Source organism: Sphingobium sp. BS19 (assembly GCF_027925545.1).
Classification (GTDB): Bacteria; Pseudomonadota; Alphaproteobacteria; order Sphingomonadales; family Sphingomonadaceae; genus Sphingobium.
The window spans coordinates 15972-28693 of record NZ_BSEF01000022.1 but is presented as its reverse complement, the minus strand read 5'-3'; the positions used below and the strand labels follow the sequence as shown (position 1 = coordinate 28693).

The 12722-nt window shown below is 60.0% G+C and carries 14 protein-coding genes and 2 pseudogenes; 5 read left to right on the top strand and 11 right to left on the bottom strand.

All coding sequences use genetic code 11. From position 1 onward, the window contains the following. Window positions 1-139: 139 nt before the first annotated feature. The 4 genes and pseudogenes from QMG56_RS19530 to QMG56_RS19515 form a co-directional block, all read right to left on the bottom strand. Window positions 140-880, bottom strand: a pseudogene (locus tag QMG56_RS19530) (type VI secretion protein ImpB); the annotation flags it as partial. A 5-nt stretch (window positions 881-885) separates the two neighbouring features. Next, window positions 886-1338, bottom strand: a complete 453-nt coding sequence (locus QMG56_RS19525; protein WP_281824283.1) for a LexA family transcriptional regulator — start codon at window positions 1336-1338, stop codon at window positions 886-888. Between the two features lie 76 nt (window positions 1339-1414). Beyond that, window positions 1415-1603 carry a hypothetical protein gene (locus QMG56_RS19520; RefSeq protein WP_069710378.1) on the bottom strand — a complete coding sequence of 63 codons (189 nt, stop codon included), beginning with the start codon at window positions 1601-1603 and terminating at the stop codon, window positions 1415-1417. Further along, window positions 1600-2190, bottom strand: coding sequence for a recombinase family protein (locus QMG56_RS19515; protein WP_069710377.1), 591 nt, complete (start codon window positions 2188-2190; stop codon window positions 1600-1602). Before QMG56_RS19515 ends, QMG56_RS19520 begins: the two co-directional genes overlap by 4 nt. Before the next feature lie 299 nt (window positions 2191-2489). Here QMG56_RS19515 and QMG56_RS19510 point away from each other — a divergent pair, with 299 nt between their 5' ends. Both QMG56_RS19510 and QMG56_RS23525 read left to right on the top strand, forming a co-directional pair. Next, on the top strand, window positions 2490-3350 hold the full coding sequence (locus QMG56_RS19510) for a replication initiator protein A (RefSeq protein WP_069710376.1): 861 nt from the start codon (window positions 2490-2492) through the stop codon (window positions 3348-3350). Window positions 3351-3819: 469 nt separating this feature from the next. Next, entirely contained in the window at window positions 3820-4563 is a 744-nt protein-coding gene (locus QMG56_RS23525; RefSeq protein WP_375713732.1) for an RNA replicase, read from the top strand. Here QMG56_RS23525 and QMG56_RS19505 read toward each other — a convergent pair. The 6 genes and pseudogenes from QMG56_RS19505 to QMG56_RS19480 all read right to left on the bottom strand — a co-directional run. Beyond that, window positions 4454-5098: pseudogene (locus QMG56_RS19505) on the bottom strand (phytanoyl-CoA dioxygenase family protein); the annotation flags it as partial. The gene QMG56_RS23525 and the pseudogene QMG56_RS19505 sit on opposite strands and share 110 nt — an antisense overlap. A 43-nt stretch (window positions 5099-5141) precedes the next feature. Beyond that, the gene (locus tag QMG56_RS19500) at window positions 5142-5744 is read right to left on the bottom strand and encodes a DUF5672 family protein (protein WP_281824278.1); all 603 of its coding nucleotides are present in this window, start codon (window positions 5742-5744) and stop codon (window positions 5142-5144) included. Window positions 5745-5928: 184 nt separating this feature from the next. Further along, the gene (locus QMG56_RS19495) at window positions 5929-7236 is read right to left on the bottom strand and encodes a glycosyltransferase family 2 protein (RefSeq protein WP_309298590.1); all 1308 of its coding nucleotides are present in this window, start codon (window positions 7234-7236) and stop codon (window positions 5929-5931) included. 760 nt (window positions 7237-7996) lie between these two features. Then, the gene (locus QMG56_RS19490) at window positions 7997-8521 is read right to left on the bottom strand and encodes a DDE-type integrase/transposase/recombinase (RefSeq protein WP_281824275.1); all 525 of its coding nucleotides are present in this window, start codon (window positions 8519-8521) and stop codon (window positions 7997-7999) included. Between the two features lie 279 nt (window positions 8522-8800). Beyond that, window positions 8801-9472 carry a DUF6118 family protein gene (locus QMG56_RS19485; protein ID WP_281824273.1) on the bottom strand — a complete coding sequence of 224 codons (672 nt, stop codon included), beginning with the start codon at window positions 9470-9472 and terminating at the stop codon, window positions 8801-8803. An 18-nt stretch (window positions 9473-9490) separates the two neighbouring features. Further along, window positions 9491-10399 (bottom strand): AAA family ATPase, encoded by a 909-nt coding sequence (locus QMG56_RS19480; protein WP_281824272.1) that lies wholly within the window; start codon window positions 10397-10399, stop codon window positions 9491-9493. A 19-nt stretch (window positions 10400-10418) separates the two neighbouring features. Here QMG56_RS19480 and QMG56_RS19475 point away from each other — a divergent pair, with 19 nt between their 5' ends. Continuing rightward, entirely contained in the window at window positions 10419-10802 is a 384-nt protein-coding gene (locus QMG56_RS19475; protein WP_281824270.1) for a hypothetical protein, read from the top strand. 74 nt (window positions 10803-10876) lie between these two features. Then, entirely contained in the window at window positions 10877-11152 is a 276-nt protein-coding gene (locus QMG56_RS19470) for an HU family DNA-binding protein (RefSeq protein ID WP_230186257.1), read from the top strand. A gap of 142 nt (window positions 11153-11294) precedes the next feature. Here QMG56_RS19470 and QMG56_RS19465 read toward each other — a convergent pair whose 3' ends face one another. After that, on the bottom strand, window positions 11295-11483 hold the full coding sequence (locus tag QMG56_RS19465) for a hypothetical protein (RefSeq protein ID WP_281824267.1): 189 nt from the start codon (window positions 11481-11483) through the stop codon (window positions 11295-11297). 543 nt (window positions 11484-12026) lie between these two features. Here QMG56_RS19465 and QMG56_RS19460 point away from each other — a divergent pair. After that, window positions 12027-12359 (top strand): polyhydroxyalkanoic acid system family protein, encoded by a 333-nt coding sequence (locus QMG56_RS19460; RefSeq protein ID WP_281824265.1) that lies wholly within the window; start codon window positions 12027-12029, stop codon window positions 12357-12359. Window positions 12360-12722 lie beyond the last annotated feature (363 nt).

Sequence of the window (12722 nt, the reverse complement as noted above, 5' to 3'; positions counted from 1 at the left end):
GATCTGGCGGCAGCTATCGTGGTTGGTCTCTGCAAAGCGTACCGACAGGAAACCACCACTTTCTACCATTCCGGAAGGGCGCGGGGCCTCGAGGCGTGCTGCCTTATGTAGGTTTTCTGTTCCGTTGCTACTCAACCCCCGCCTTGAGCGGTTCGGGCGCCACCTTGAAGTCGGCGCACTCGACGCCGCCCAGCTCGCGCACGAGCCGTTCCAGCACCACCGTTCCCACGTCGCGCGCCACCGCAGGCGGCAGCGCAGCCAGGTCCGCCGTTGTCCTTACGCCGAGGGGCCGAAGGCGCGCTTCCAGCGCGCCCCCGATGCCCCATACTTCCCCGACCGGCCAATGGTCGAACAGACGCCGGCGTAGCTCGACATCGTGAAGGTCGACCACCCCTCCCCACACCTTCTCCGTCGCCTTTGCCAAAGCATTCGCAACTTTCGACAGGGTGCGGGTCGGACCCAGGCCGATCCGGGTCGGGAGGCCGACCGATCGGGCTATATCCTCCCGGACCGCGTGCGCGGCCGCGACGTTGCCGAGGCCACTCGGCAGCACCGGCAAGCGGAAGAAACTTTCGTCGATCGAGTAGACTTCCACCATTTCGGAATGATCGGCGATGACGGCGTTGAAGCGCCGGTTGAGATCCGCATACAGCTCATAATTGCTCGACCGGAGCTGGATGCCGTGGCGCTTGATCCGGTCCCGAATCTTGAAAACCGGCTCGCCCATACGGACGTGGAGCGCCTTCGCTTCCTCGCTCCTGGCAACCGCGCACCCGTCGTTGTTCGACAGGACGATGACCGGCACGCCCCGCAGGCTCGGATCGAACAGACGCTCCGCGCTGACATAGAAGTTGGCAACGTCGACGATCGCCCAGGACATGCCGCCTACCGCCGGTAGTCGCGAACGCCGGTCCGCACGACGCCCCATATTTCCACGCCGTCGGCAGAGGTCGGCTCATAGCATTGCTGGCTGTTGCGCGCCTCGAGGAATGGAACGCCCCGGCGCTGGACGAGCTGGCGGCAGACGAAGCCGCCATCGACGATCGCGATCACGATATGCCCTTCTGCAGGCCGCGTGTCGCGATCGACCACTACTACGTCGTTATCGTAGATTCCGGCCTCGATCATGCTGCTACCGCTGATCCGGAACACGAAGCTCGCCGCTCGATCGAGACGCAGCAGCTCGATCAGGCTTATCGCATCGTCCTGCCAATCTTGGGCGGGACTTGGAAAGCCGGCGCCCGCAGCGCCGACGATGCGTAGAAGAATCCCCTTCGGCACCTCGGCGATCGGCACCGGCTGCATTAGTGGCAGCATGGTGATTCCCTTCACGGCCATTGTAACGCGTGATGGAACGGAAAGGGAACATGGCATATGCACCGTTCGGCGCATCGATGCGAGATCAGATCAATTGCTAGTTGAAACAGCAGAATCCATGTTCGCCGATCAGGGCGATGGCCTCTTGTTCGTCGGGGCCGTCATTGTGCAATTCGATCGCCCGAACCTTGGTCCACGGCCCCAGCTCGGCGGGGAGGTTCGCCCCCTCCCCGTCAATCGTCAGAGCGGATAATCCGTCTGCGCCGGTGAAGAGCCAGACGTTCACGCGCCAGGGCCTTCCCCTTCCGCGCTGATGGCCTCCTGCACCGGCGCCGGGAAATGGCGGTAGAGCGTCGGCACCGATACACCGATCGTCGGCGCGATCTCGCGCACCGTCATCCCCGAAGCCAAGAGCTTGCGAGCTGCCTCTAGCCGCTTGGGCGTCATCACCGTCTTTCGGCCGCCTACCCTTCCCTCGCGCCGCGCCACGATCAAGGCAGCCGTCGTGCGCTCGCGGATGAGGTCGCGTTCCATTTCGGCCATCGCAGCCATGATGTGAAAGACGAGCTTGCCGGCGGTGCCGCCAGTGTCGATGCCGTCCGTGAGCGAACGGAAGCCGATGCCGCGATCAGCAAGGTTCGCGGCCAGATCGATCAGCCCCTTCATCGTTCGGCCGAGACGATCGAGCTTCCACACCACCAGCACGTCTCCGGCACGTGCGTGCGACAGAGCTTCGGCTAGACCAGCGCGGTCCGCCTTGGCGCCGCTCGCTTTGTCGGTGAAGGTCCGCTCGCACCCAGCTTCGCGCAGCGCGTCGAGCTGGGGCGTCAGATCCTGTTCGGGCGTCGAGACGCGCGCATAGCCGATCAGCATGAATCGTTCTCAAAACTCATCCTTCGCGCCTATCACGACAGCACACAATCGAGAAAGTGTTTTGATACGCGCTGCGCGGCTGCTACACATTCTCATATGGTGCCGCTTCAAAATCGATCGTTTGCGAGACGAGTTACTGCCGACGCCGCCTGTCACCACGTCGGTCCGCGAAAGCACGAAGATTGGCACCGATCGCTGGCTCTGCCCTCTGCCTTCCGTGGCGACGACGGTCCGTTTCGTGCTTTCGCGGACCATCCTTCCTCGCCGTTCGTGCTTTCGCGGACCCGGGAAATTGCGGCATGACCGAGCGTGACCTGAGCCAAGGCGACTTGTTCATTCTCGACAGCCCATTGCTGACCGAGGTCCGCGGCGAGCAGTCGTTGATGGCGTATCCGTTTTTCGCTTTGTCCAAGACGGCGTGGAAGCGTTCGCTGATCTACAAGACCGACGCGGTGTCGATCGAGATCGGTCCCGGCCCTCGCGGGGTCGCTACTATCTACGACAAGGAAGTATTGCTCTATATAGCGAGCTTGCTGGTCTCCAAACTTGATGCCGGCGAGGCTGTTGCCCAAGATTTCTATTTTACCGCTCACGATCTTTTCCGCGTGACCGGCGTCAATGGCTCGGCGCGCTCCTACTCGCGACTGTCCGATGCGCTGGAACGACTCCAGGGCACGCAGATCAAGACCAACATCGAAGCGGGTGGCGAGGGCCAGGCTGGCTTCTTCTCTTGGTTGTCGGAAGCGCAGCTCCACTACACCAAGAGCAAAAACGGCGATAAGCGATTGAAGGGCGTCAAGGTTCGCCTGTGCGACTGGCTTTACCGTGCGATCCTGCGCGATCGTCGCGTGCTGGAATATTCGCCCTCCTATTTCCAGCTCGGCCCTGTCGAGCGCCGGCTTTATGAGGTCGCGCTTTCGACCTGCAAGGGTGGTGCAGTCCAAGTCGGGCTAGACGATTTGCGGCTCCAACTCGGCTACCAAAATTCCTTGAAGCACTTCCGGCACGTAATGAAGGGCATTACCGACGCAAATGCCATCCCCGACTTTCACATCATTATGGGCGATACTGCATCCAGTGCGACAGTCGCGGGCAAGGGCCGGAATACCACCGCGACGACTGTGACAATTACGCCGAAGCCGGCGTTGATGTCCGCCTAAGCGCGGGTTGCGAATCGATTCTGCATCGCGGCCTTGTTTGGTCCGCGAAAGCACGAGTGCCGGTCCCCGAAAACACGAAGTCAGGTCCGCGAAAGCACGAACCCGCGTCACCCGGGTCCGCGATAGCACGAACTTTTTCCTGCATTAGTCCGCGAAAGCACGAATTGTAGTTGTTTCGCTGGCGCGTCGCTTCCGGCAAAAAATACCGATGTCGTGCGCAATTGGCGGACGACGAATTAGGGAGCGGCCGTGACCACATAAACGAATGCCCGGCACGAGGCCGGGCACCCTGGAATGTGATGAGCGATGCTTGGCGGCATCGATCGGGACATAAGACACCCCCCTCATACCCGTTCCTGAGCTTCGGTTCAAGGGAGCGCGCTTCGCGCCACGCCCAAGTTTTGCCTGGTCCCGGCCCCGATGAAGGGGACGGACGATGGGAGCAGTTTCACTCGCGCAGGCGAGCTTCATGGCGCTCGACCGCATTGAGCGCGCGCGGCCGAGATCACGATCGGGCGCACCAAACCCGACGCGCGCGCATGTGCATCCGAACAGCCGGCGTGCCGGCACGTTCGAGGATGACTTTTTCTACAGCTACGCGAAGGGCGAAACCGACCGGCTCTATAAGAAGGCTGTGGAGCTGCTGAAGCGCAAGAACGCTGTGCGGCGGCTCGCGCGCGCCGAGGGTCGCCAGCTCTCCGAGGACGAACGGCTCGTCACGCTGATAACGCCAGCGGCGATCCGCGTGTTCGAGCAGCTTACGACGCTTGCCCGAACCTGCGCCGGCAAGGTTTTCCCAACCTGGGAATGGATCGAGGCCGCGAGCGGCCTGTCTCGCGCGAGTGTCGGGCGCGGCCTGTCGATCCTCGCCAAGATGGGGTTGATCGAGAAGCAGCGGCGATGCGTCCCGATCGATCCGCCCGCCGACCGCCACAAGGCGCGCAACGCGCAGACGTCGAACGTCTATCGCATGAGCTTCCCCAACCGGCTCGCTCGGTTCCTTCCGCGCTTTCTTCGGCCCGTGCCGCTCCCCGATGACGTGGTGCAGCGTGAGGTGGATCGTATCGAAGAGATAGAAACCATGCGACTCTGGCGCACCCCTCCAGAAAGACCTCTTCCTGCGCATTGTTCACATCGCACAGCGCGCGCCAGCCTGAGCCATAGGGGTCCTGTGCAGAGGTCAGATCGCTGCCAAAGCCGCGCCGCCCAATGAGCGAATTCGTCATGATCGGCCATTTATGAGAGCCAGGATAATAGAAGAGCGGTCCGGCGTCCGGTCCTATGTCCTCCATCGCCAGCCACACACCGCACATGAAGCGCTCTGGCAGTGATGAGAAATGGACGGAGTCCGAATGGGCATCCTGCTGGGTTCCGACCGGAAAGTTCAGTGTCTGAAATGGAAATGCGCGGCGACCATAAAGCTTGCTCAGCAGCTCAATGACGGCCTGGTTGATAGCAATGGCGCGCACGTCCTCGTCGAATTTCCAAGCATCTTGGAGCCGCCGCCCGCCGATAGTCTTGTCGCTATCCAGGTCGGCGAAGTCGACCCCATAGCTTGGCCCCAGATTGTGTTTTATGCGATCGATCCGGCTGTCCAGAACGATGTCCGGAAAGTCGAAGACTGCATAGCCTTTTTCATGGAGATCATTGGCGATCCGCTCTTCGTCCATCGTGAGCCCCCAATCCGCCTTGACCACGGGGAACAGTGGGGATTCGATCAGGGGCAGGCCGGGAAAGATATTGGTCAAGCGCGTCGGTACCTTGTGCAATTGATATATGAATCAGAAAGCGTCATCGGCGAATCCGAAAGAAATTCTGGTTCAGAATTAAGCTCAGGACACGTTTCCATTTGCCCGGCCCCTGCCATAGCTGTTTTACTATTCTAGTGAAATCTTGCCGGATTGTCCCACGATCGTCCAAATGGCGATATAGCTTCCAAAAAGCATCCACACCTATCGCTTGCGGCATGAGCCAGGCACCGTGGTAGCCGAAGCTACTGGACACGTCCCCTGCTCGCTCAGCCGAGAACAGATCAGCGATCACACGTGGAGCAAAGCGCATCCCCCTGCTTTCCAACCATTCGCGGTTGATCCGTCCAATTGCTATATCTTCGGGGTGACAAGAACTAAAAGCAGGATCGCGGCACAGCATCATCAGGCGTCGGCTGCGCAGAGAAAATCCGCCATTGCCCACATCATGCCCGTCGGAAAATTGGGGCCAACTGGCACCGATGTAGTCATAGTCGAGGAAATCGGGCCGCCATCGCGCAGCGTCCAGCACATGGCCATCCCATTGGGCAACAAGACAGTGGGTCGTGTCGATATGGTCGACCATATCCGTCAGCAGAAAGTCCGAATAGGCATGCGAGGATGCGATACGGGCGATCGGCACCACAGTGATTCCCAGATGATCGCACTGGACTGGCGCATCGGTAAACAGCTTACAGACCGCAAAATCGATCTGCGCCAAGCTAGCTTCCAACGCGCGGATCGTGGTCGCGACATTGACCGAGCTGGCCGCGCACAAGGTCACTTGCGGAAGCGACAACCGGAGTGGAGAAGTGCCCTGCCCCATGATGTCAGAGCGCCACCGCGAACTGCTCGCTGGCACGGCTGAGTTGGGGATGATGATAGGGATCAACGATTTCGTCGGTCTTCCAGATGCGTTTAAGCGCGGCAAGTTCTCCAGCAAATCGTGCGGCGCCGACCGGATCCTTATCCAGCCCGCGTGACACTGATTCATGGTGGATCAAAACGGCCCGCGGCTCGTAGAGCGATTGCCACCCGCGCTGATTGAGGCGCAGACAAAGATCGACATCGTTGAAAGCGACAGCAAAATTGCGCTCGTCGAGGCCACCGACGGTGAGGAACTTGTCCCGCTCCACCACCAAACAGGCGGCCGTCACAGCCATGGTGAATTGGGGCAGGCTGTGACGATGAAAATAGCCTTCCTCTTCGGGTCGCAGGAAACGATGAGCATGGCCGGCCGCATTGCCGATCCCGATAACGACGCCAGCATGTTGTATGCGGCCGTCGGGGTAAAGCAACTGTGCGCCTACGGCACCGACCTCGGGTCGAAGCGCCTGGGTCGCCAGCGTCGCCAGCCAGTAAGGCTCGGTCGTCTCGACATCGTTGTTGAGCAGGCAGAGCAGTCTACCCTGCGCCTCGCTCACAGCCCGATTGTTGATCGCCGAATAATTGAAGGCTCCGCTATGATGAAACACCCGATGCCGTGTGGGGTCGAGCGCCCCAAGATAGGCCAGCGTCTCAGGATCGTCGCTATCATTGTCTACCACGATGATATCCACGTCGGGATAGGCCGACGCCGCCACCCCATCAAGGCAGGTGCGCAGCAAACCCACCTGGTTGCGGGTAGGCACGATGACCGTAACCGGCGGCAATTCGGCGTGCACGTCCAGTGGTCGTGCCGGCAGGCGCTGGGGAGGCCTCCGTCGTCGATGATGCATCATCTCCCGCAGATGCTGCGGTTCTGCTCGCCCGACGAGCCTTTCGACCAACGCCCTGCTCCAGTCCGGCATGGCAGCCACAGCTTCCAGATCGGATCGAGTCGCACGCACCGCACAAGCACCGGAAATGTAGTCCCAGTGCGCAAATAGTTCCGCATTCCAGTCCGGTTTGAAATACGGTGCGCACCTACGATGCCCACTCAGCAAGTCATCGTCGGCGTAGACGATACTCGCGGTTGAATCATCCATCGCTGCGCGATAGGCGGTGGCAGTGCCGGGCGCTATCCTGTCACCGGACGCAAGCAAAAGCAGCCAAGGCGACTGTTCCCACTCAATCTTTTCGATTGCGGCAGCCAGGGTAGGTGTTTCGTTGGCACCAACTATAAGCACCGGCAGGCTTTCGGCCGTGACTGCATCCAACGTTGCCTTAAGATTCTCAGAACCGTGATCGCCCGCAATATCGATCAGGCCGATTATCGAGGTAGTTCTACTACGGCGACTATGCGCGTTTCGCTCCCGTTCTTGCCGTGAAACCCAAAGAACATAAGCCTTACGCGACTGGCTCAGAAGCGGCGCGAACTGGGCCCAAGCGCGCACGCGCTTACGCATGAACCACCATTTAGTTGCAGTTAGATAAGCGAGCGGTTGGATGCGAAAGGCATCGATATGGACGGACGCGATCAACCATGCGTCGGTGATCCGCTTCACATATAGGTCTTTTAACTTTGGTCGCATGGGGGTTTGGCAAATAACCGTTTGAAATAGGATCACAAAGGAAATCCACATTCCCTCGATTAAAAAATATCTTCAAGATACCATATGGCTATGGGGTTGCTTGACGCTATCCAATAGTGATGCCGTTTCTATGCCTGCCATTGCTTTCATCAGTCCAAGGGGTGGCGGGCGTTACCATTAGCATGGACGCCCTACTCCCTGCTTCCCAGTTATCGCCCGCTGCCCAAGTGTAGGTCATCGATGCCGACCCCAATTATGCGACTGCCGCTTATAGTAAAGATGAAGCGCTTCCCGTCAATCTTTCGATCATCGCCAATTTCGACCAGGACAACATTCTCAATCGCATCGAGACACCTGCAGGGTGCCGTCAGGCCAATGCGAACCACTCTCCACTGGATGGATTTGTGGCGCAAAAGCGATCTCTTAGTTGATGATGATTGGCCACTCAGCCATGGAGGCTAAGCGGCGTTCCTTGTAAGTCTGTCTGTCGACGAGATGGCGCTCCAAGCTGAAGTGGTTGTGGACATTGGTGGATGCTGGCGAACTTCTGCAGCGTCTTCATCTGTCGGAAGCGCAGCATTGCTCGCTCCCTTCGTCGAAAGGGCAAATAGTTGTTCTCCACTCGGTTGTTGGCCCATCTGCCAATCTCCTGCTTTTCGGCATTACCCAGCCCATTTCTCGCAGTTCTATAGGATCGCAAACCATCTGTTGTCATGGCTTCAGGCTGCCCGTGGCGCTTCAGGGCCTTCTTTGTGAAACGCATAGCAGCGACCTTGCCCCACCTTGTCGTCGCAAAGGATTCCTGTTGCTCGCTCTCATGATCGACGGCGTTCCACAGGTAGCGCATCTCCCCACCGATCTTCATATGTATCTCGTCAAGATGCCATCGCCAATGGCAATATCCCAGGATGCGCGAGACACGCTGGTGCCGGATATCAGCGGCGAAGAGCGGACCGAAACGGTCCACCATAGCCGCAGCGTTTCATGGAAAATTTCGATCACGCGCTGGAAGAGCAGATCCTCCAAATTTCGCAAAGACAGCGGAAACCATACGTACATCTTAACGACAAGCCGGATTACCTCGGATGACGGATTGAAATAGCGAAAAGGCCAAACAGGCTGCGCCTGAGGGACGAACGCAGCCTACATCCCGCACGCCGCTCTGCAATGCCATTTGGTTTCACAGCACCCATGCCTACATTTCATACGCTGTTCTGCAAATGCGTTTGCTTGACGGCCCAGACGCGAACTAAACCTTAACCTTACAGGCGACTTTACCGCCGTTCTTTCGCGCACGCCCGCGACATTTGGCTATGGCATCTCGGTTATCCAGCATGAACTCGGCGCCACCCAATATCTCGGCGGCGGCATTAGGATAGGCGGTGACCAGCATATGCCTGCCGGCATCGGCGATGGATAGCCTCAGCGTCCGAGCCGCAAGCCGTTCGGGTAAAAGCCAGCGTGTCGGCGCCATGCGGGCGATCATTCCCGGCAGTATCGTCATTGCCATCGCGCCACCTGCCAGTCCCGCTATCAGCCAGCGTCGACACTGCCGGGTCTGTGCACGGATCTGGCGCGCCCGCTGAAGGCCGCGAACATGCGCCTGACGGCTCTCTTCCATCGCCCTGGCGCTTTCCAGCATATCGAGCGTCGCCTCTTTAAGCGCGTCGCGATTGGGCCGATCCATTTTTGAAGTGGTGAGCGCGACCTTTTTTAAGATGTCCTCCGCCGAAATCCCTGTCGCATATTGCTCGACGAGCCAGTCGAGGGTCTTTTGGATGAGGGCAAAGCTGGAGGCATAGTCTGGCGCTTCGGCAAGTCGCGCCATGATCTCGCCATGGCGTTCTCGCGCTTCCTCCTGCATCTGCCGGAACGCATGGAGGGCGGTGTCCTCATATGGCTGTGCCGGATAGTTATCCATGGGTCTGTCTCCTTCCTGTCATCGCTCAAGGCCCCGTCCCCGTTCTTGTGCGCGCGCCTGGCGCTCCGCGCCCTGTTCGCGCGTCTGCCAGTCCCCACGCGCCATGGTCCGCACCTCGTCCATGTTGACCTGCCCACCGCTCAATAGGATGGCGGCGACTGTACGGTCGCGCTCGAGGCCCCGCGCCATCTGGACCATCTTCGCCTCAGCTTTGCGCGCAGCGCGCAGATCGCCGTCGCGGACCAGCTCGGCACGGTCGCGCTGTAATTGATGCCAGCCCTCGACGAAGCGGTCCGATCGCAGGAAGGGATCGACGCGAACCTGCGCTTCACGTTCGATTGCCCGTAGGGCGTCATTGCCTCCGCTGTCGGCGGTCTTGCGGGCAAGGTCCGGATCCCGCTGGAAAGCGGCAGTGAGATCGGACACGCCCTTAGGACGGATGGCGTCGAGCGCCTTGCCACTGCGCTCAAGCGCTTCGTGCTGATGGGGCAGCGCTGCGAACCCTTGTCCCTGTATCCGTTCGATGGCGATCCAGGCCCGGGCGTATCGCTCCACGGCGCGCCGCTCATCGCTACGCACGTCAAGGCGACGCAGATCAGGCTGTGCGTCTTTTGCCTGGACGCGCATGACAGTCGGGAACCGCAGGCCGTCGAACATCCCGCGCGCCTTCTCGGGAAGTTTGTTCACGATCTCGGCGACACGCTCGTCAAATGTAATGCCGCGCCGCTCCGCATAGTCTTTGGCGGGATCGGACTTCCGGTAATCGCTTGCCATACCCGCCTCGTCGATCACCAACACATCGCGCGAGGTCAGAAGATCGCGACCCTGCGCCCAGCCATGTTCATGGGCGGCGATGGTGCGAGACGCAATGCCCGAGCCATTCTCCAGTCCCTCGGCGGCAATGCCTGCGAGCGCGGCGCCACGCACATCCGCGCTGGCAGCGCAGATGGTCGCGCCTTCTGTCGCGCCCGTCGAGTGGGTCCGCTATGCGCAGGGCGCCGCCGCCGCGGTGACCGCGCTGCTGCAGGCCGACAATGAGGCGGCAGTGCAGCTGCGCGCCTATCTAGACCAGACCCGCCCTGCCCCCGACCAGCCGACCGCGCCGCTCATCGTCAAGCTCTGGGTGGCGAAGGACAGGAAGGTGTCGAAGATCGATTTCACGCCGTTCTCGCACCCCGCGCCCAATGCCGATCTGCGCGCGCTGCTCGTCGGCCAGCGTCTACCCGGCATGCTGCCCAAAGGGATGCTGCTGCCGCTGCGGATCGCGGTTCAGCTCGATACGCTGCCCGCCGCGGCTCCCGTCGCCGATCCGGGACCAAATAGCGTCTAATCGGTGCGGATCGCGGGCGGCATGCCGCCGCGCGCCACCGCCATGTTCAACCCTTTGGAGAATCAGAGCCTCGGATGACTGGAAACGACCTGATCGACACGATCGCTGCCGCACAAGACAAAAGCCGCGCGGAGGTGAAGGCCATCGTCGACGCCTTGTTCGCCACAATTGGCAATGCTGCCGCAAAGGGTGATGAGATCGCGATCACGGGCTTCGGGAAATTCACCACGCACAAGACCCCGGCACGCGGCGGCCGTCATCCGCGCACCGGCGAACCGATGACGATCAAAGCCGCCATGCGGACCGCGTTCAAGCCCGCAAAGGCGCTCAAAGACCAGATCAACGGCTGAGGCGCGTCGGAGCGCGGATGCCTTTGTCGATCGGACCGGTTATAGCACGGCGCTTGAGATACAGGGCCAGCTGCGCATGATGGTGCGATGCAGGCGCCCCATCGGGCGGCGCTAACCGACGCGACAGCTACCGCTCACCAATTCATGAAGCGCCTTGTCCCGAAAGACAGGCCCTTTGTACAACGCGCTGCAGGGCGTCTCGGCGACCTTCACGGGAAATGGCGAGCAGATCGTCGTCATCGCCCTTTTCATACCCATCGGCGGCCAGCCAGAATTTGGCCCGGCGCAGAAATTCGTTCAGAATGCCGGCCACGCTGCGGTTAGCTGTCATCCGCCAGAGGCCTCTTGTGCGATGATTTCCGCAGCGATCCCATGCCCCCGTATCCCTTCCATCGAGCTATCATAGATGTTGTCCATGAGATGCCGTGCTTGTTCGGGCTTTCTGAACCGCACAGCAATCGAAAAGCATTTTTTCAATATGGGACGGAGGTCGCTGGCCAGGCCTACGGATAAGTTCCAGTCTCGCCATTCCTTTAGGATCGACCGCCGGTGATCCAGTGACCCATCCCGAGCCGCAGCGGCAACGGCGCCATCAAGGGAGCCGTAGAGTAGGTCGAAATCCTCATTAAAATAACAACCGATAAGGTTAGAAAACAGCGGCCAGCGTCGCTCTGCGAAATCCCGTTGTTCCCATTTCTCCGTTTTCATCATGCGATAGTGTCATCGGCGGCAGATGTCCGCAATCAGGGAACCGAGCCTGCCGATTAAATGTCTTGGTTTGGTCGACACCGGTAGGAGGCACCTGGGACGAAGCGTCCGTTCCCTAGCGTTATGCAGTGAGGAACAATATAGTCGGCCTGCGCGTCCGTTCACCATGGTAGAACCAACGATCATCGACATATCGCACAGTCTAGGGCGTGAAGAAGCAAAGCGCCGCATGGAAAACCGCGTTGGCAAGCTGGCATCACATATTCCAGGTGGCGCGGCGACCGTCACGTCGTCCTGGCCCAGCGTCGACCGCATGGTCTTGACCGTGTCGACTATGGGCGTTGAGGTGCCATGCACCATCGATGCGGAGGATACCCGACTTCGCATCACGCTTCATCTCTCCGGCATGCTCAGTCTGATGGCTGGACCAATAGCAGCGGTGGTCCGGCAGCAGGGCGAGCGACTGATGCTGGAAGACCGTTCGACGACCAAGACCTAGCCTCGTCGAGAAGATCTTGCGTCCCCTTCGGGCCGCACTCTATTCCGGTTTGCGAAGGCCGGATCGGATGCCCATCTACCAAAGCTACGCATGGTTCCGGCGTTAGCCAGCATTCCGAGCGCCTCATCGGGACAGCGTATATTTGACGATTTGCCTACTGCGTTGCCAGTTGGCGTATGGGCCTTCCCTCCGAATAGAACCATATTCACAACGTGAACTTCGCTTGGACCCGGTCCCAAATCACCTCATTCGGATCCATTTGGGCGCTGGTTCGGGTCCTCGTACGGGACCGATTTTTAGGGCGGACCACGGGTGGACCACAAACTTTGTAGAGGTTGTAATAGCTAGGTATTACATTTGCTT

Excerpts from the sequence above, each read along its gene's own strand:
- QMG56_RS19510 (WP_069710376.1), top strand. The coding sequence starts at position 2,490 with ATGACCGAGCGTGACCTGAGCCAAGGCGACTTGTTCATTCTCGACAGC.
- QMG56_RS19485 (WP_281824273.1), bottom strand. The coding sequence starts at position 9,472 with ATGGATAACTATCCGGCACAGCCATATGAGGACACCGCCCTCCATGCG.
- QMG56_RS19460 (WP_281824265.1), top strand. The coding sequence starts at position 12,027 with ATGGTAGAACCAACGATCATCGACATATCGCACAGTCTAGGGCGTGAA.
- QMG56_RS19525 (WP_281824283.1), bottom strand. The coding sequence starts at position 1,338 with ATGGCCGTGAAGGGAATCACCATGCTGCCACTAATGCAGCCGGTGCCG.
- QMG56_RS19515 (WP_069710377.1), bottom strand. The coding sequence starts at position 2,190 with ATGCTGATCGGCTATGCGCGCGTCTCGACGCCCGAACAGGATCTGACG.
- QMG56_RS19475 (WP_281824270.1), top strand. The coding sequence starts at position 10,419 with ATGGTCGCGCCTTCTGTCGCGCCCGTCGAGTGGGTCCGCTATGCGCAG.
- QMG56_RS19490 (WP_281824275.1), bottom strand. The coding sequence starts at position 8,521 with ATGGTGGACCGTTTCGGTCCGCTCTTCGCCGCTGATATCCGGCACCAG.
- QMG56_RS19470 (WP_230186257.1), top strand. The coding sequence starts at position 10,877 with ATGACTGGAAACGACCTGATCGACACGATCGCTGCCGCACAAGACAAA.
- QMG56_RS19465 (WP_281824267.1), bottom strand. The coding sequence starts at position 11,483 with ATGACAGCTAACCGCAGCGTGGCCGGCATTCTGAACGAATTTCTGCGC.
- QMG56_RS23525 (WP_375713732.1), top strand. The coding sequence starts at position 3,820 with ATGGCGCTCGACCGCATTGAGCGCGCGCGGCCGAGATCACGATCGGGC.